The organism is Streptomyces sp. BBFR102 (assembly GCF_051397025.1).
Taxonomy (GTDB): Bacteria; Actinomycetota; Actinomycetes; order Streptomycetales; family Streptomycetaceae; genus Streptomyces.
Genome location: NZ_CP195757.1, coordinates 2,624,836 through 2,641,842, shown reverse-complemented (window position 1 = coordinate 2,641,842; position 17,007 = coordinate 2,624,836). Strand labels below are relative to the sequence as shown.

General features: G+C 72.8%; 14 protein-coding genes and 1 tRNA gene. 6 read left to right on the top strand and 9 right to left on the bottom strand.

Going from position 1 to position 17,007, the window contains the following annotated elements:
- Positions 1–13: 13 nt before the first annotated feature.
- On the bottom strand, positions 14–871 hold the full coding sequence (locus ACSLIC_RS11715) for an SURF1 family protein (protein WP_436737617.1): 858 nt from the start codon (positions 869–871) through the stop codon (positions 14–16).
- Between the two features lie 73 nt (positions 872–944).
- The gene (locus tag ACSLIC_RS11710; protein ID WP_436737616.1) at positions 945–2,759 is read right to left on the bottom strand and encodes a prolyl oligopeptidase family serine peptidase; all 1,815 of its coding nucleotides are present in this window, start codon (positions 2,757–2,759) and stop codon (positions 945–947) included.
- Positions 2,760–3,000: 241 nt separating this feature from the next.
- Between ACSLIC_RS11710 and ACSLIC_RS11705 the strand changes: the two genes are divergently transcribed.
- From ACSLIC_RS11705 to ACSLIC_RS11690, 4 genes are all read left to right on the top strand, one after another.
- Positions 3,001–3,987 (top strand): alpha/beta fold hydrolase, encoded by a 987-nt coding sequence (locus ACSLIC_RS11705; protein ID WP_436737615.1) that lies wholly within the window; start codon positions 3,001–3,003, stop codon positions 3,985–3,987.
- Positions 3,988–4,118: 131 nt separating this feature from the next.
- Complete coding sequence (locus ACSLIC_RS11700; RefSeq protein WP_436737614.1) at positions 4,119–4,577, top strand: nuclear transport factor 2 family protein; 459 nt, start codon at positions 4,119–4,121, stop codon at positions 4,575–4,577.
- 191 nt (positions 4,578–4,768) lie between these two features.
- The gene (locus tag ACSLIC_RS11695; protein WP_436737613.1) at positions 4,769–5,359 is read left to right on the top strand and encodes a DUF7144 family membrane protein; all 591 of its coding nucleotides are present in this window, start codon (positions 4,769–4,771) and stop codon (positions 5,357–5,359) included.
- A gap of 10 nt (positions 5,360–5,369) precedes the next feature.
- Complete coding sequence (locus tag ACSLIC_RS11690) at positions 5,370–5,978, top strand: DUF1707 SHOCT-like domain-containing protein (RefSeq protein WP_436737612.1); 609 nt, start codon at positions 5,370–5,372, stop codon at positions 5,976–5,978.
- 317 nt (positions 5,979–6,295) lie between these two features.
- On the opposite strand, the gene ACSLIC_RS11685 is transcribed toward ACSLIC_RS11690, so the two are convergent.
- The 5 genes from ACSLIC_RS11685 to ACSLIC_RS11665 form a co-directional block, all read right to left on the bottom strand.
- Positions 6,296–8,566 (bottom strand): FtsX-like permease family protein, encoded by a 2,271-nt coding sequence (locus ACSLIC_RS11685; protein ID WP_436737611.1) that lies wholly within the window; start codon positions 8,564–8,566, stop codon positions 6,296–6,298.
- Positions 8,563–9,198 carry an ABC transporter ATP-binding protein gene (locus tag ACSLIC_RS11680; RefSeq protein ID WP_436740351.1) on the bottom strand — a complete coding sequence of 212 codons (636 nt, stop codon included), beginning with the start codon at positions 9,196–9,198 and terminating at the stop codon, positions 8,563–8,565. Before ACSLIC_RS11680 ends, ACSLIC_RS11685 begins: the two co-directional genes overlap by 4 nt.
- A gap of 160 nt (positions 9,199–9,358) precedes the next feature.
- Positions 9,359–9,769 carry a hypothetical protein gene (locus tag ACSLIC_RS11675; protein ID WP_436737610.1) on the bottom strand — a complete coding sequence of 137 codons (411 nt, stop codon included), beginning with the start codon at positions 9,767–9,769 and terminating at the stop codon, positions 9,359–9,361.
- Positions 9,770–10,463: 694 nt separating this feature from the next.
- A tRNA-Pro gene (locus tag ACSLIC_RS11670) sits at positions 10,464–10,537 on the bottom strand.
- A gap of 135 nt (positions 10,538–10,672) precedes the next feature.
- Positions 10,673–11,608 carry a metallophosphoesterase gene (locus ACSLIC_RS11665; protein WP_436737609.1) on the bottom strand — a complete coding sequence of 312 codons (936 nt, stop codon included), beginning with the start codon at positions 11,606–11,608 and terminating at the stop codon, positions 10,673–10,675.
- Positions 11,609–11,685: 77 nt separating this feature from the next.
- Between ACSLIC_RS11665 and ACSLIC_RS11660 the strand changes: the two genes are divergently transcribed.
- On the top strand, positions 11,686–12,150 hold the full coding sequence (locus ACSLIC_RS11660; RefSeq protein ID WP_436737608.1) for a GatB/YqeY domain-containing protein: 465 nt from the start codon (positions 11,686–11,688) through the stop codon (positions 12,148–12,150).
- Between the two features lie 97 nt (positions 12,151–12,247).
- On the opposite strand, the gene ACSLIC_RS11655 is transcribed toward ACSLIC_RS11660, so the two are convergent.
- Positions 12,248–14,440 (bottom strand): transglycosylase domain-containing protein, encoded by a 2,193-nt coding sequence (locus ACSLIC_RS11655; RefSeq protein WP_436737607.1) that lies wholly within the window; start codon positions 14,438–14,440, stop codon positions 12,248–12,250.
- A gap of 650 nt (positions 14,441–15,090) precedes the next feature.
- Here ACSLIC_RS11655 and ACSLIC_RS11650 point away from each other — a divergent pair.
- Positions 15,091–15,465 carry a WhiB family transcriptional regulator gene (locus ACSLIC_RS11650; RefSeq protein ID WP_436740350.1) on the top strand — a complete coding sequence of 125 codons (375 nt, stop codon included), beginning with the start codon at positions 15,091–15,093 and terminating at the stop codon, positions 15,463–15,465.
- 176 nt (positions 15,466–15,641) lie between these two features.
- Here the strand turns inward: ACSLIC_RS11650 and ACSLIC_RS11645 are convergent, their stop codons facing one another.
- Complete coding sequence (locus ACSLIC_RS11645) at positions 15,642–17,006, bottom strand: ArsA family ATPase (RefSeq protein WP_436737606.1); 1,365 nt, start codon at positions 17,004–17,006, stop codon at positions 15,642–15,644.
- Between the last annotated feature and the right edge of the window lies 1 nt (position 17,007).

The window sequence follows — 17,007 nt, the reverse complement described above, 5'->3', positions numbered from 1 at the left end:
AAGGGGGGCGCCGCTACGGGGCCCGCGCGGGCTCGCGGTCCTCGGCAGCGGGCTCCTCGGGAGCCCCGGTGCCGGCGGACGGTCCGGCCGCGACCGGCTGGGGCGGGCCCTCCGGGGCGATGCCGAGGGCCTCGTCGCGGGCGACCTCGGCGTCCCGGCGCAGCAGCCGGAACCACATGAACACCACGAACCCCGCGAAGACGAACCACTCACCCGTGTAACCGAGGTTCTGGAACGCCTTGAGGTCCAGGCCGCTGTCGGGGGTGGCGGCCGGGGGCACCGGGGTCAGCCCCGCGTTGCCCGGCTGCCCCTCGGTGAGGGTGACCCAGGCGTTCTCGACGGGGTACGGCACCAGGTTGACGAGAGAGGCGGCGCTGATGATGCCGACCTGGTCGGAGGGGAGGCCGCCGCCCTTGTACACGCCGGGCGAGCCCGCGTGCTCGGGCGCCTGGAGGACGCCGGTCAGCGAGACCTCGCCCTCGGGCGGGGCGGGCGCCTCGTCCGCGGCGCCCGGCAGCCAGCCCCGGACGACCGGCAGCGCCGGTGAGCCGTCGGACTGGCGGAGCAGGGCCAGCACGTAGTGGCCGTCCCGGTCACCGACCTCGCGGGCCGGGACCAGGAACTGGTCCTCGTACGTGCCGGTGGCCTCGGCGACGCGGCCGGAGGTGAGCTTGTCGACAGGGAGCAGCTCGCCTACGGGGGCCGGGGGCTCCGTGCTGACGACGGGCTTCTCCTCGGCCTCCTTGTGCGCCTGCGCCCGGTCCTCGAACCGGCCGAGCTGCCAGGACCCCATGAAGACGCAGAAGGGGATGGCGAGGACCACGAACAGGTTGATGCCCCACCAGCGCGGGGTCAGCAGGAACCGGTACACACCCCCCACGGTACGGGGGTGCGCCGCCGCGTCCCGCGCCGGGGCACGGCACGGGACGCGGCGGCCCACCGGATCAGGCCGGCAGGTACCGCGCGGCGAAGTCCAGCTCCAGCCGCACCTGCTTGATCCGCTCCTCGACCACGAGCGAGCCGTGCCCGGCGTCGTACCGGTACACCTCGTGCGGGTGCTCGCGGGCCACCAGCCGGTCCACGTAGTTCTCGACCTGCCGGATCGGGCAGCGCGGGTCGTTGACCCCGGCCGAGACGTAGACCGGGGCCGTCACCGCGTCCACGTAGGTCAGCGGCGACGAGGCCGCGAACCGCTCCGGGACCTCTTCCGGGGTCCCGCCCAGGAGGGTGCGGTCCATCGCCTTCAGCCCCTCCATCTCGTCGTGGTACGCCGTCACGTAGTCGGCGACCGGGACCGCCGCCAGCCCCAGCGACCAGGCGTCCGGCTGGGTGCCGAGGCCGAGCAGGGTCAGGTAGCCGCCCCAGGAACCGCCGGACAGCACGAGGCGGCGCGGGTCGGCGAGCCCCGAGGCAACCGCCCACTCGCGGACCGCCCCGATGTCCTCCAGCTCGATCAGGCCGACCCGGTGCTTCAGCGCGTCGGTCCACTCACGGCCGTAGCCGGTCGAGCCCCGGTAGTTGACGCGGACCACCGCGTAGCCGTGGTCGACCCAGGCCGCCGGGCCCGCCGCGAAGGCGTCGCTGTCGTGCCAGGTCGGGCCGCCGTGGATCTCGAACACCGTCGGGAACGGCCCCTCGCCCCCGGGCCGCTGCACCAGCGCGTGCACCCGGCCGCCCGGGCCGTCCACCCAGACGTCCTCCACCGGCACCGAGCCGGGCGCCTTCATGCCGGGCGCGTCCAGCACGACCGCCCCGGTGGTCGAGCGGACCTGCGGCGGTACGGCGGCCGAGGACCACAGGTACTCGACGGTGCCGTCGGGGCGGGCGGTGGCACCGGAGACCGTGCCGGCCGGGATGTCGACCCGCGCCAGCGTCCCGGCGGCCAGGTCGTACCGCCACAGCTCGCTGCGGGCCTCGAAGCTGTGCGCGATCAGCAGGCCCGAGCCGTCCGGGTACCACTCGGCCGACACGTCGCCGGGCAGCTCGATGGACAGCTCGGTCTGCGAACCGTCCGCCACGTCCCACACCATCGGCTCCCAGCGACCGCGCCGCTGGTGGCCGATGAGCAGCCGGGTGTCGCCCCGGACCGGCGAGAACCCCATCACCGCGAGGCCCAGCTCCTCCTCGCCGCCCCGGGTGTCGTCCAGCTCCGCGACGGTCTCCAGCGCCAGCGGCTCGCCCGGGCCGCCGCCCAGGCGCAGCACCCGCAGTGCCGAGTGCATGGCGTCGCCGTGCTCGGTGTGCTCGATCGCCAGCAGCGTGCCGTCCCGCGACAGGTCGCCGACGCCGGCCGACTCCCGGTGCCGGTAGACCACGGCGGGCGCGCCGCCGTCCCGCACCAGGTGGATCGTCGACCCGTCCTCGTCGGTGGAGCGCCCGACGACGGCCGTGGAGCGCGCGTCCCGCCCGATCGCGAGTCCCGCCGGGTACGAGGGCTCCAGCCCCGGTACCGCCGGCACGTCCTCGCCGCCGCCGAAGGGCTGGCGCATCCACACGCCGAACTCGTCACCGTCGGTGTCGCTGAACCACCACACCGCCTCGCCGTCGGGCGTCAGCACGCCGTCGGTGGTGCCGTTGGGCCGGTCGGTCACCTGCCGCTGGGCACCGGTGGCCCGGTCCCAGGCGTACAGCTCGTAGGTGCCGGTCGCGTTCGAGACGAAGAGCGCGCGGTCGGGGGCGTCCTCGGCCCATTCGGGCAGGGAGACCCGCGGAGCACGGAACCGCTTCTCCCAGTCAGGCATGGCATTCGTGTCACTCATGGCTCCATGTAACCGGATGGGCGGGGGTGGTGCGGACCGGTTGAGGAGGGGGACGGGCCGCAGCGGGTGAACGGCCGGCCGGGGGAGGGTTCCGGGTGGGCCCGGCACCACCTTTGCCGCGGTGGCAACAAAGGTGGTGCCGGGTGCGGCGCGCCCGGATGATCGTCGGCAGGCACCGGGCGCCGTTCTCCGCCGCGTCCGCCTGCCGCACCGCGTCCGCGCCGCCCACTCTGGAGGACCCGTGAACTCCGACGCCCAGTCACCCGGCCCCCTCGTCCACCGCACCGTCGCCACCCCGGCCGGCCGGACCCACCTCGTCGAGCAGGGCAGCGGCCCCCTCGTCCTCCTCGTGCACGGCTTCCCCGAGTCCTGGTACTCCTGGCGCCACCAGCTGCCCGCCCTGGCCGCCGCCGGCCACCGCGCCGTCGCCCTCGACGTCCGCGGATACGGCCGCTCCTCCCGGCCCGCCGACCCGGCCGCGTACCGCATGACCGAGCTGGTCGACGACTGTGTCGCCGTCGTCCATGCCCTCGGCGAACACGACGCCGTCGTCGTCGGCCACGACTGGGGCTCGCGCATCGCCGCCGACGCGGCCCTGACCAGGCCGGACGTCTTCCGCGCCGTCGCCCTGCTGAGCGTCCCGTACCAGCCGCGCGGCGGGCCGCGCCCCAGCGAGGTGTTCGCGGGGATGGGCGGGGACGACGAGTTCTACGTCTCCTACTTCCAGCGGCCCGGCCGCGCCGAGGCGGAGATCGAGCCGGACGTACGCGGCTGGCTCGGCGGTCTCTACGCCGCGCTCTCCGCCGACACCATGCCCGGCCCCGACGAGCCCGACCCGCACTTCATCACCCGGGGCGGCACCATGCGCCGGCGCTTCCCGGACCGGCGCCCCGCCTGGCTCTCCGAGGCCGACCTGGACTTCTACACGGGCGAGTTCGAGCGGACCGGACTGACCGGCGCCCTCAACCGCTACCGGAACATGGACCGCGACTGGGAGGACTTCGCCGAGTACGACGGGGCGCCCCTCACCCAGCCCTCCCTCTTCCTCGGCGGTGCCCTGGACGCCTCCACCACCTGGCTCACCGACGCCATCGACGCCTACCCCCGCACCCTCCCCGGGCTGGTCGCCTCCCACCTGCTCGACGACAGCGGCCACTGGCTCCAGCAGGAGCGCCCCGCCGAGGTGAACCGCCTGCTGACGACCTGGCTGGCCGGCCTGCCCGGCTGACGTCGCCCTGTCCGGGCCTTGCCCCGGTACCGCCCGTCCCGAAGAATGCGGGCGGCCCGCGCGCAGGCCGGCGCGGACCGCCCGAGCCCCGCCCGCGCCCGCCGCGCGGGCCCGCCGCGACAGGAGCCACCGTGTCCGACCCCGCCTCCTCCGCCCCCGCCGCCCGCTTCCGCGCCGCCGTCGAGACCGCGACCACCACCGGCGACCTGAGCGGCTTCAACGGGCTGTTCCGCCCGGACGTCCGCCTGTACAGCCCGGTCTCCTTCACATCGTTCGACGGCGAGGCGACGGTGCTCGGTCTCCTCGGCGTCCTCATCCGCACCTTCGAGAACTTCCGCTACATCGGCACCTTCACCGGCGAGGCCGCCACCAGCCGCGACCGCGAGGCCCCGGCCTCCCCGGCGGACGTCCTGCTGTTCCGGGCCGACGTGGACGGCAGGGAGATCCACGGCATGGACCTGCTCCACTTCGACGAGGCCGGCCTGATCACGGAGATCACCGTCATGGTCCGCCCCCGGTCCGCAGTGCAGGCGCTGGGCCAGGCGGTCCTGCGCGGGCTGGTCGAAGCGGGGCTCGTGCCCGCGGAGTAGGAGTGCGAGGCCGTCCGCCCGCGCCCGGGGCCGGACGGCGGGGCCCGGGCGCGTCATCCCAACGGCCCCCGCCGAATCGTGCCCGGCCCCGCCGACCCGAAGGCTCGCAGGACAGGACCGCTCAGGACGCGCTCCAGGACCCGGGGGGAGACGCCCCGGCCCCGAGCCCCGACCCCGCCCGAGGAGCCCCCATGCCCTCCCCGCCGGACCCCGCCGCCCACCCGGACCCCGAGCAGCCGCGTCCCGTCCCGCCGGCGCCGCCGCAGTTCGGCAGCGGCCTGCCCGGGCTGGAACAGGCGGACGAGCCCTGGCAGCGCCTCGACGGGCCCTCCGCCCCCGCGCCCGCTCCTGACCCGCACGGAAGCTGGCGCACCGAGGGGCTGATCTTCGCGGGCGTCCTGATGCTCTGCCAGGGCGTCCTCGCCGCCCTCCAGGGCATCGCCGGAATCGCCGGCGACCCCTTCTACCGGGACGTCGCCGACTACACGTACCGGATCAGCCTCACCGGCTGGGGCGTCGTCCACCTCGTCCTCGGCGTGGCCGTCGCCGCCACCGGCGCGGGCATCCTCCGGCGGGCCCGCTGGGCGAGGCTGCCCGGCCTCCTCTTCGCCGCGCTGAGCCTCGTCGCCCAGTTCCTCTTCCTCCCGTACCAACCGGTCTGGTCGATCATCGTGATCGCCCTGGACATCTTCATCATCTGGGCCCTCGCGGTGTCACCGGGCCGCGGCCGGAGCGGGGGAGGCGACCACGTGGGCATCGCCCGCCCGAGCACCGGTCCGTAAGATGCGGGCCATGACGGCCGATGCCTCGAACAACCCAGTCCCGCGTACCCAGTTCCGTGTCTCCCACGAGGAGCGCGACGCCGTGGTGGAGCGGCTGCGCGACGCCGCCGCCGACGGCCGCCTGGACATCGACGAACTGGAGGACCGCGTCGGCCGCGCCCTCACCGCCAAGACCTACGGCGAACTGGCTCCCCTCACCGCGGACCTGCCCGGTTCCGCCGCCTTGGCCCCGGTCCCGCCCCTGGTCATCAAGGGCGGCATGCAGGGTGCCTCCCGCACCGGCCGCTGGAAGGTCCCCGCCAAGATCACCGCCCACGGCGGCATGGCCGGTGTCCGCCTCGACTTCACCCGCGTCGAATGCCCCCTCCCCGAGGTCGAGATCGAGGCGTACGGCGAGATGGCCGGCGTGACGATCATCGTCCCGGAAGGCTGGTTCGTGGACTCCGACGGGGTCGACCCCGGCATAGGCGGCCTCCGTGACAAGACCCTCCACCCCGAGACCCGTCTCCCCGGTACCCCCGTCCTGCGCGTCACCGGCACCGGCGGCATGGCGGGTGTCACCATCCGGAACCCGAACTTCCTGGAGCGGCGGAGGCTGGAGAAGGCCAGGGGGCAGTAGGACACGCCGCACGGCCCGGCCTGCCCCGCCAGGGCGAGGTGACCCTCCGCCCGCCGACCGCCGAGGTCGCCGGCTCCGTCCGCGACAGCCCGGTCGAGGAACTGGCCCCGGACCGCTGCCGCCTCACCCTGGGCTCCTGGCCCTGGCCGAACCTGGCCGCCCCGTCGCCCGCTCCGGTACGGAGTGCGAGATCCTGGGCCCGGCGGAACGGGCGGCGGCGATCGGGCGGCCGGCAGGCGGTACGCGGAGGCGGTACGCGAGGCGGCGGCCCGGTACGCCCTCGCGCGGCCGACGCCCCCGTACGCCCGTCGACACCCCTAATCCCGCCGCAGCAACTCGGGATCGAGATGCCGCCGGGCCATCGGCAGCGAGGCCAGCCCGGCGACGACCAGCACCCCGAGCCCGCTGAGCAGCAGCAGGGGAAGCCCGTCGCCGTCCCAGAACACGGCCCCGCCCCCCGTCACCAGATAGCTGGACTCGGCCAGCCGCCCGGCGACAAGTGCACCGCCGATGCCGACCGAGAGGGGCAGCAGCACCTGGGCGCAGTGCGCGGCCCGCAGGGTACGCGGCCGGATGCCGAGCAGGGTGAGGGCGGCGGTCCTGCCCCGTCGGTCCATGGCCCGGTCCGCCGCCGAGACGAGGAACGCGGCGACCCCGATGGCCAAGCCGAGCACCATTCCGGCGCCCAGCAGCCCCTTGACCACGCTGAGCTGGCGGAGCGATTCGATGACGATGCCGACGGGGTCGATCTGCGCCGTGGGGGCGATTCCGGCGAGCCGGTCCAGCGTCGCCCGGACCGCTTCGGGCTCGGGAGCACCGCTGAGCAGGAGCTGGGCGCCGGAGGGGTGGAGGCCGGGAGGGAGGGCCTTGGGCGGGACGAGCAGGATGGCGGAGGACAGATTGGAGGGCTGCTCGACGCTGAAGGTGACCGTCTCCTGCGGGACGGCGAACCGCGCACTCCCCGCTGCCCGCCCGCGCTCGTCCCGCAACTCGGCCGAAAGTGTGCTTCCGGGCTGGAGCAGCTCATCCGACCCCGTGTTGGGGTCGCGCAGGCCAAGCGGCCGGCCGTCCACACATCCCCGCATGCTGCCAGGCCGGACGAACGTCTCCAACTGCGCGCAGGTGGCCACCAGGACGCCGGACCGGGTGGACGTCCGGTCGGTGTACACCGCCTGACCCGACACCTCGTCCGCCTTCGCCATCGCGGCCCGCTGCTCCGCCGTCACCTGCCGGAACGGGACCGCGTACTCCTGGCTCGCCGCCGTCCGCCGGCTCACCTGGTCGAGCTCGACGAGCACGCCCTGGGTCAGGGAGGCCGCGTAGACCAGCAGGACCAGCCCGCTGACGACGCGGAGGGCGGTGCCCGGTGTCGTCTCGTGGTGCCGCATCGCCAGGGTGAGCGGGAGGCGCTGGGTGGTCGCGGCGATCCGTGCGGCCAGCCAGGCCGTGACCGGAGGCAGCGCGAGCACGATCCCCGCCCCGGTCAGCAGGGCTCCGGCGGGCACCAGGAAGGAGGTGAGCGCGCTCGGCTCGACGCGGACCCCGAGAACTCCGAGGACGCAGTACGCCGTGACGATGCCGAGCCCCGGCAGGACCAGCACCGCCGCCAGCCACCGGCGTGGTTGCGCGGGCCGGGCCTGGCGACGTACGGCGAGGGGGCGCAAGGCGGCTTCCCTGGCGTGCCGGCGCCCGGCGAGGTAGGCGAGAGCGGGGCAGCCGAGCAGGCAGGCGACAAGGGTTCCGGCCGTCGGTACCCCGTCCGCCGGGTACCAGGCGAGCCCCACCCAACCGGTGCGCGCGACAGCGGCGTTCACCAGCAGATGCGCCCCGAGCCCCACTACGGCCCCGACCGCGGCGGCGCAGAGCGTCTCCACCGCGCTCACGCGCATGGTGTCGCGCGCGCTCAGCCCGAGCAGCCGCAAGGACGCGAGCCGCCGCGAGCGTGCTTCGGCGGAGAGCCGTACACACACCGAGAGGTAGACGAAGAGCGGCAACAGGACGAGGCAGCAGAGCGTGAACCGCAACGGCGCGACGGTCCCGTCATCGATCGCCGCCTCATCGGGCGACACCCAGCGGCTCCCGTATCCGCGGACTCCCTCCGCTTCGTCGGCCTGCAACTGCGTCCGCGTGCGCCCCACATAGGCGTACAACTCCTGCGGTCCTGTGAGCCCGGCGGGCCCGATGGTGCCGACGAGCCGCCCCGGCAGCGCCGCCTTGAGCGCGGGGCGTTCGGCAAGCAGGTCCCGCAGCGCGGGGGAGGCCACCAACTCGCCCGGCCGAGGCACTCGCTCCACCCCCGGGGGCACGGGAGCCGTCCCCTCGTCCGGCGGGGCGAGGAAGATCCGGGTGAGCGGCCGAGAGCCGAAGGGGTCCTTGCGCTCCAGCGCGAGCGCCCCGGAGCCGGGCCCCTTGCGCGGTTCCCGTACCGCGGCCCTGCCGTCGTGCGCCGAGAGGATCGCCGGAATGCTGAGCGCCGCGGCGAGACAGGCCACGCCGAGTGCGCAGCCCAGGGTCATGAGCAGAAAGCGGACCCGGGTGGCGCGAGGGCCGCGAAGGACCAGTCGCAGACCGAGGACCAAGGGGTTCATGAGGTGCTCCGGGAGGTGGGCTCCCCCGCGGCGGGCGAGGGAACTCCCCGCCCGAGGCTGATGCGGCCGTCGCGCATCACGTAGCGCCGGTCCGCGTGGGAGGCGACCCCTTCGTCGTGCGTGACGAGGAGCACGGCGGTCCCGCGGTCCTTGGCGAGGGTGAGGAACTCGTCGAGCACGGCCGCCGCGTTGACGGAGTCCAGGGCGCCAGTGGGCTCGTCGGCGAAGACGACTGCGGGCTCATGTACCAAAGCGCGTGCCACCGCGACGCGTTGGGCCTGGCCACCGGAGAGCTGGGACACCCGGCGGTCTGCGAACCCGCCCATTCCCAGCCGCTCCAGTACGGGTGTCGCCGCGCGGTGGGCCGGGCCCTTCCGCCGGCCAGCGAGGCGCAGGGGAAGGGAGGCGTTCTCCTCGACGGTCAGCTCGGGCAGCAGCTCGCCGTGCTGGAAGACGAACCCGAAGCGCTCACGCCGCAGCGCCGACAACTCCTCGTCCCCGAGCGCCCCGTACCCTCGCCCTTCGAAGCTCACCGCTCCGGCGGAAGGCGCCAGGACCCCGGCCAGACAGTGCAACAGCGAACTCTTGCCGGAGCCACTGCTACCGGTGACGGCCACGACCTCACCCGGCATGAGCGTGAGGTCGGCGCCCCGTACGGCGAGTTGAGTGCCGTACCGGACGTCAACGCCCTTGGCGCGGAGTACGGGGACAGGATTCGAGGACATGGGGCAGCTCTTTCTCCGCTGGTGAGCGAACAGCGCCCACCAGCGGTTCACCTGGCGGCGGGCGGAGTCAGCGCGTGTAGTGCAGGGTCTTCGTGCAGTTGTCGGGCCGCAGCGAGCCGCGATCCCGGCAAGCCCGAATCCATGCCTCGCTCACGTACAGGGCCGCACCGTCGTAGACCACCTTCTGGAGCTTGACGGTCTTCTTCTGCTTCCCGTTGAAGCGCCGCCAGCTGTAGCCCTCGACCTTCGCCTGGACGTAGACGTTGTGGCCGTCGCTTTGATGGGTGTCCCGCAGGTTTCCCTTGAAGCCGAAGCCTCCGTGCTGGGTGAATTTGGGGTACATCGTGTACTTGGCCTTCTCGAAGGCGACCCCCGTGCCCTTGAGGAGGGGCATGCTGCGCCACGCGTCCGCGACGGCACTCCCCGCCCCCGTGAAGAAGAGCCCAGCAGCCAGTACGGCCACCGCTGACCTGCGCATTCTTGCCTCCGATGGTGTCGAACGAAGTCGGACAGTTACGGAGAGTACGCGCCTGGTCGCAGAAACCCGCTCCTCAGTCCAGCCCTTCACTCGAAGGTGGGGAGGCGGAACATTTCCGCAGACCTGGTGTTGCCGCAGCGGCGCGCGAGCACGGTGAACGGGGTGGTGGCAAGGGCTACCCACCCGGAACTTCCGCTTTCCGGGCCGCCCCCCACCGCGCCCCCCGACTCCGCGAACGCCCCTACTGGCAGGCCAGGTTGGCCGCCGACTGCACCGCGCGCTCGCATCTGGCGGGCCGTCTGGCGGGCCGCCTCCTCGCCGAGGCCGCGCAGGAGCGGCAGGCACCCCTGGGCGAGGCGGAGCTACCTCGCCTGGATGGGCGCGCAGGGGCGGCTGGGGGCCGTCCACGGCCGGCCGCGCCGGAGCAGCGGTCTTCACCCGGGGCGATCGCCGGGCGCCGGGATGGCTGGAGACGTACACCGCGATGGGGTCGTGAGCAACCGGCGTTCGCGCTGCGACGCCGGTTGCTCCGCGTTCCCCGGCCGTCGCGCTGGACCGGCTGCTGCGAGGGGGTGCCGCGTCCCGCTGAAGCGGCCGACCAAGATCACACCCAGCTGACGCCCTGATTGCCTCTGGAACGCAATCAGGGCCGGTCTCCCGTGAGGGAAACCGGCCCTGACCTGGTACTTCTCTGTCGGGGTGGCGGGATTTGAACCCACGACCTCTTCGTCCCGAACGAAGCGCGCTGCCAAGCTGCGCTACACCCCGATGTCGTCCGCGTTGCGGTGACACCGTTACTTTAGCGGACTGCGGCCCAGAGGCGAAATCCGGTTCTCGGGGGTGGCCGGGTGGCCGCTCGTGGGCAGGGGTGCTGGTCGGCGTGGGCCCGGTGGGGGAGCGGGGTCAGGCGTGGGTTTCGCGTTCCGTGAGGGTCAGGAGGGTGGCCTCGGGGGGGCAGGCGAAGCGGACCGGGGTGTAGCGGTTGGTGCCGCAGCCGGCGGAGACGTGGAGGTAGGCGGTGCGGCCGTCCTCGGTGTGGGTGGAGAGGCCCTTGACACGGTCGGTGTCCAGGTCGCAGTTGGTGACGAGGGCGCCGTAGAAGGGGATGCAGAGCTGGCCGCCGTGGGTGTGGCCGGCCAGGATCAGGGGGTAGCCGTCGGAGGTGAAGGCGTCCAGGGTGCGCAGGTAGGGGGCGTGGACGACGGCGAGGGAGAAGTCGTCGGACGGGGCGGGGCCGCCGGCCACGCGGGCGTAGCGGTCGCGCTTGATGTGCGGGTCGTCCAGGCCGGTGAGTCCGATGGCGTGGCCGTCGATCTTGAGGGTGCCCCGGGTGTTGGTGAGGTTGAGCCAGCCGGCCTCGTCGAAGGCGTCGCGCATCGGCTCCCACGGGTTGTGGATGGCGCCGGTGACGGGCTCGTTGCCGTTGAGGCCGTGGCGGCCCTGGATCTTCTCGATCAGGTAGCGGCCGGGGTTGCGCAGGCGGGGGCCGTAGTAGTCGTTGGAGCCGAAGACGTAGGCGCCGGGGAACTCCATGAGGGGGCCGAGCGCGTCGAGGACCTCGGGGACGCCTTCGGGGTCGGAGAGGTTGTCCCCGGTGTTGATCACGAAGTCGGGGCGCAGGCCCGCCAGGGACTGGAGCCAGGCGCGCTTCTTGCGCTGGCCGGAGACCATGTGGATGTCGGAGACCTGGAGGACGCGCAAGGGGCGCATGCCTCGGGGGAGGACGGGGATCGTGACCCGGCGGAGCCGGAAGGAGCGGGCCTCGAACCCGGCCGAGTAGACGAGTCCGGCGGCCGCGGCCGCCGTGATTCCCAGGGGTACTCCGTATCGCGCGCGCATGGGACTCATCGTCGCAGACGGCGGGGGGCGGGGAAATCCGCGGGCGGTCCGGACGGCGCACCTGAGAGGATGACGTCATGACCACGCTCAAGTCCAGGCTTCAGGAAGACCTCACCGCGGCGATTCGCGACCGTGCCGAGCTGCGTTTGGCCACGTTGCGGCTGACGCTGGCCGCGATCACCAAGGAGGAGGTCGCGGGCAAGCAGGCGCGCGAGCTCTCCGACGACGAGGTGCAGAAGGTGATCGCCAAGGAGGCGAAGAAGCGCCGCGAGGCCGCGGACGCCTTCGGTCAGGCCGGCCGTACCGAGCAGGCCGATCGGGAGCGGGCCGAGGGCGAACTGCTCGCCGAGTACCTGCCGAAGCAGCTCTCCGACGAGGAGCTGGGCCAGATCGTCGCCCAGGCCGTCGAGGAGGCGCGCGCCGCCGGGGCCGAGGGGCCGCGGGCGATGGGCCAGGTCATGAAGCTCGTCAACCCGAAGGTGGCCGGCCGGGCCGAGGGCGGCCGGGTGTCGGCGCTGGTGAAGCAGCGGCTGGCGGGCTGAGCGGCCGCAGAGGCAGAGCCGCCCACCGACCAGAAGAAGGGCGCCCCCGGTACGAACCGGGGGCGCCCTTCTCGTGTGCCGTGTCGACGGGAGCCCGTCAGTGGCCGCCGAAGAGGTCCGGCGGGAGCTCGATGCCCGGGAGCGGGTTGCCGTCACCGGAACGGTTGCCGGGCTTGTTGTCCCCGCCGCCGTTGCCGTTGCCCGGGCGCTTGGGCTTGTTCCTGCCGGGCTTGTCGGGCTCGGGGATGTCGACCAGGTTGAAGCCGGGGGCTTCCTTGCCCTCCAGGGCGCCGGCCATCGCGGTCTTCCAGATCGGTCCGGGGACCTCACCGCCGAAGACCTTGTCGTGGTAACGGCCGCCGATGTTGATGTCGACCATCTGCCGCTTGTGCTGCGGGTCGCCGACCCAGACCGCGCCGGAGAGGTTCGGGGTGTAGCCGGCGAACCAGGCGGCGTAGCGGAAGTCGGTGGTGCCGGTCTTGCCGGCGCTGGCGCGGCCGTCGAGGCCCGCCTGGCGGCCGGTGCCGTCCTCGACCACCCCGCGCAGCAGGGTGTTGACGGTGTCGGCGGTCTTCTCCGACATGACCTTGGCGCAGGTCGACTTCGGCACCGGCATCGACTTCTTGTCCGGGCCGGTGATGGAGGCGATGGCGATCGGCGAGCAGTAGGTGCCACGGGTGGCGAAGGTGGCGTACGCGGCGGCCATCGTCAGCGGGGAGACCTCCTGGGTGCCCAGCGCGATGGACGGGCCCTGCTGGAAGTCGTTGCCGTCGGAGCGCTCGATGCCCATCTTCTTGGACAGTTCGACGACCGGGCAGGTGCCGATCTCGCTGATCATCTGCACGAAGTAGGTGTTGACCGAGAGGGCGGTCGCCTCCTTCATGGAGTACGGGCCGACCTCCTTGTCGTTCTCGTTGGCCAGCTTCTCGGACGAGGTGTTGACGTAGTTGTCGGAGCAGGTGGCGACCGGGCTCGGATACGGCATCTCGTACGGCGAGGAGTACGTCTTCGTCACCGGCATGCCGCGCTCCAGGGCGGCGGCGGCCACGATGGGCTTGAAGGTGGAGCCGGGCTGGTAGCCGGCGCCGCCGCCCATGTCGGCGTTGACGGAGAGGTTCATCTCCATCTCGTTCTTGCCGTAGCCGTACGGCCTGGACTGGCCCATGCCGGTGATCTTGCCGGTGCCGGGCTCGACCAGGGCGACCGCCGTGGCGACGTCGTCGTCCTGGTTGACGCCGTTCTCTATGGCGGCCTGCACCGACTCCTGCGCCTTCGGCTCCAGGGTGGTGCGGATGGTCAGACCACCGCGCTCCCAGGTCTTCTGGCGCTCCTCGGCGGACTTGCCGAAGACCGGGTCGGAGAGGAAGGCGCGGCGGACGTAGTCGCAGAAGAACCCGGCGCCCTTGTCGGCGGTGATGCAGCCGCTGCTGGGGCGGCTGATCTGCAGACCGAGCGGGGCCTTCTTCGCCTTCTCGGCCTCTTCGGGGGTGATGTCGCGGACCGCCGCCATCCGCTGGATGACGGTGTTGCGCCGCTTGGTCGCCTCCTGCTCGTCGTTGACCGGGTCGTACCGGCTGGGCGACTGGACCAGGCCCGCGAGGAGCGCCGACTCCTGGAGGTTCAGGTCCTTGGCGGGCTTGGAGAAGTAGCGCTGGGCGGCTGCCTCGATGCCGTACGCCTGCTGCCCGAAGAAGGTGATGTTCAGGTAGTTCTCGAGGATGCCCTTCTTGCCGAGCTCCTCCTCGATCTGGATGGCGAACTTCAGCTCGCGGACCTTGCGGCCGATCGTCTGCTGGGTGGCCTCGGCGACCTTGTCGGCGTTGTCGCCGGCCTCCTCGACGAAGACGTTCTTCACGTACTGCTGCGTCAGGGTCGAGGCGCCCTGGGAGACGCCGCCGCTCTGCGCGTTCTGGTTGACCGCGCGGAGGATGCCCTTGAGGTCGACCGCGCCGTGCTCGTAGAAGCGCGAGTCCTCGATGGCGACGATCGCCTTCTGCATGTACGGAGAGATGTCCTTGAGGGGGACGATGGTGCGGTCCCGGTAGTACACGGTGGCGATCTTGCCGCCCTCCGCGTCCAGGATGGTGCTGCGCTGACTCAGCGGTGGCGTCTTGAGGTTGGCCGGCAGCTCGTCGAATCCCTCGACCGAGCCCTTCGCGGCCAGGCCCAGGGCCCCGGCGGCGGGCAGGGCGAGCCCCGCGAGCACCGCACCGGCCGCCACGCTGACCCCGAGGAACTTGGCGGCCTGCTGGGCCGGAGACAGGCCGCCGCCCGAGCGCTTGTTTCCCATGGGAGGCAGCCTAATCCGTCAAGTGTGCTGTTCCGAGGGAGCGGGGCCCTGGGAGGAGGGCGGTACCGGACTGTGACATCCGGTCGGCCCAGACGGTCCGGAACGCCTGGCTCCGCCGAGCGGGCAACTCCCGGCGCGGAGGTTGGGATTCGCCGGACAGGGGCGCAAACCTTGGCCTAAGGTATCCGCAACTGTCACAGCACAGCACTGCCGTAGCAACCCCCGTGCACGATGCGAGCGTGGAACGCGCATGACCAGAGTCTGAGACCGAGCCGCACACCGGTCCGGTGCCGGAAGCCCCGAACTTCCGGCACCGTCCCGCCGGTCGCGTTCTCGGACGCCTGACACTCGAGGACCGGTGGCACCGCCCGCCCCATCACCGCCACCCGGCGGCGTTATAGGGGTGTCCGTGTGCTGATGTCCTTCATGTCCCGGGTGGATCGCCCTCATGCGCCGGGAAGGTCCCGCATGTCCCCAGGTCACTCCGTTGGGTGATCTGCCGCGTACGCATAGTCCGTTCGGGCCATTCAAGATTGGGCCCGCTGGGGGTGTTGTGCTGTGCCCGGCTTCCGTAACGTCCTCAACTGGCTGCGGTGAATATGCCGCTGCCGCCGTGGGGGAGCCTCGATTCGGGAGAGGACGGCGCCGGTATGGGCTGGGTGACCGACTGGAGTGCGCAGGCCGCCTGTCGCACTACCGATCCGGATGAACTGTTCGTACAAGGAGCAGCGCAGAACAGAGCCAAGGCGGTGTGCACCGGATGCCCGGTGCGTACGGAGTGCCTGGCCGACGCGCTGGACAACCGCGTCGAATTCGGCGTGTGGGGTGGCATGACCGAGCGGGAGCGCCGAGCGCTGCTGCGCCGGCGGCCCACCGTCACGTCGTGGCGACGGTTGCTGGAGACCGCGCGCGTGGAGTACGAGCGCGGGGTGGGCCTGTTGCCCGCCGACGCGGAGGTGAACGACGACTCCGCACTGACCGCCGACGACCGCGAGGTCTACGCGCGGCTGCTCGCCGTCGGCTAGACCGGCCGGCGAGCGGGGAGTACGGGAACCAGGCGCGGGCCGAGGACGGCCGGGCGCCTGCTCCCGGACGTACGCGGGGCACGGGTGCGCCGCTACGGGACGGAGGCCGGCGCGGGGTGCCCGCGGCCGGGCGCTCGCGCGGCGGGTCCGCCCGTGCGCGCCGTCGCGCGTGGGTCTCAGGCGGCTCCGTCGTCCACCGGGCCGGTGCCGGCCTCGGCGAGGCAGGTGCCGATGGCGCGCAGGCCCGCCAGGTCGTGGACATCGCCCGGCAGGGCGGCCACCTCGGCGACGGGCACCTCGGGGTGCCGGGCCGTGAAGCGGTCGCGGGTGCGCTGCTCGCGGGCGAGCAGCCGCATGCGTTCGGCGTGCAGGCGCAGCAGGCCCGCCGCCAACTCCTCGACCGGAACCGGAACTTCCTCGTCTGGGTCCTTCTCTTCCTCTGCCGCCCCTTCTGCCTCTTCCGCTGTCGTGGTCGCCGTATCCGCGCGGACACCGTCCTGGTCGGCGGGGGAGCCGGGACCGGAGGAGGTGGCGCGGTCGGTGGCGGCCTCGGGGGCGGAGTTACCGACGAGTCCAGCTTTCCCGGGCGGTTGATCCACAATGCCGCCGCCGTCAAGATTTTCCGCCGCCGCCAGTGCCTGCTCGGCGGAGAGCCGGGCGGCGCCGCTGGAGTGCACGCGGTTGAGGACCAGCCCGGCCAGCGGCATCCTCTCGGCGCCGAGGCGCTCCACGAAGTACGCGGCCTCGCGCAGGGCGTCCCGCTCCGGCGCCGCCACCACCAGGAAGGCCGTCCCCGGCGCCTGGAGCAGCTGGAACGTGGCGTCGGCGCGGGTGCGGAAGCCGCCGAACATGGAGTCCATGGCGGCCACGAAGGTCTGCACGTCGCGCAGGAGCTGGCCGCCGAGGAGCTTGCCGAGGACGCCGGTCATCATCGACATCCCGGCGTTGAGGAACCTCATCCCAGCTCGGCCGCCGACCTTGGCGGGCGCCATCAGCAACCGGATGAGCTTCCCGTCCAGGAACGAGCCGAGTCGCTTGGGGGCGTCCAGGAAGTCCAGGGCGGAGCGCGAGGGCGGGGTGTCGACGACGATGAGGTCCCAGGCGTCGGCGGCGCGGAGCTGCCCGAGCTTCTCCATCGCCATGTACTCCTGCGTCCCGGCGAACCCGGACGACAGCGACTGGTAGAAGGGGTTCTCCAGGATCGCGCGGGCCCGCTGCGGGTCGGCGTGGGCCTCGACGATCTCGTCGAAGGTCCGCTTCATGTCCAGCATCATCGCGTGCAGCTCGCCCTCGCCCTCGACGCCGGGGACCTGGCGCGGGACGTTGTCGAGCGAGTCGATGCCCATGGACTGGGCGAGGCGGCGGGCCGGGTCGATGGTGAGGACCACGACCCGGCGTCCGCGCTCGGCGGCGCGCAGGCCGAGGGCGGCGGCGGTCGTCGTCTTGCCGACGCCGCCCGAGCCGCAGCAGACCACGATCCGGGTCTCAGGGTCGTCCAGCAGCGGATCGACGGCGAGCGGATTCGCCGGTTCCAGACTCACC

Excerpts from the sequence above, each read along its gene's own strand:
- ACSLIC_RS11695 (WP_436737613.1), top strand. The coding sequence starts at position 4,769 with ATGCCCTCCCCGCCGGACCCCGCCGCCCACCCGGACCCCGAGCAGCCG.
- ACSLIC_RS11655 (WP_436737607.1), bottom strand. The coding sequence starts at position 14,440 with ATGGGAAACAAGCGCTCGGGCGGCGGCCTGTCTCCGGCCCAGCAGGCC.
- ACSLIC_RS11680 (WP_436740351.1), bottom strand. The coding sequence starts at position 9,198 with ATGCCGGGTGAGGTCGTGGCCGTCACCGGTAGCAGTGGCTCCGGCAAG.
- ACSLIC_RS11665 (WP_436737609.1), bottom strand. The coding sequence starts at position 11,608 with ATGCGCGCGCGATACGGAGTACCCCTGGGAATCACGGCGGCCGCGGCC.
- ACSLIC_RS11690 (WP_436737612.1), top strand. The coding sequence starts at position 5,370 with ATGACGGCCGATGCCTCGAACAACCCAGTCCCGCGTACCCAGTTCCGT.
- ACSLIC_RS11650 (WP_436740350.1), top strand. The coding sequence starts at position 15,091 with ATGGGCTGGGTGACCGACTGGAGTGCGCAGGCCGCCTGTCGCACTACC.
- ACSLIC_RS11710 (WP_436737616.1), bottom strand. The coding sequence starts at position 2,759 with ATGAGTGACACGAATGCCATGCCTGACTGGGAGAAGCGGTTCCGTGCT.
- ACSLIC_RS11660 (WP_436737608.1), top strand. The coding sequence starts at position 11,686 with ATGACCACGCTCAAGTCCAGGCTTCAGGAAGACCTCACCGCGGCGATT.
- ACSLIC_RS11675 (WP_436737610.1), bottom strand. The coding sequence starts at position 9,769 with ATGCGCAGGTCAGCGGTGGCCGTACTGGCTGCTGGGCTCTTCTTCACG.
- ACSLIC_RS11685 (WP_436737611.1), bottom strand. The coding sequence starts at position 8,566 with ATGAACCCCTTGGTCCTCGGTCTGCGACTGGTCCTTCGCGGCCCTCGC.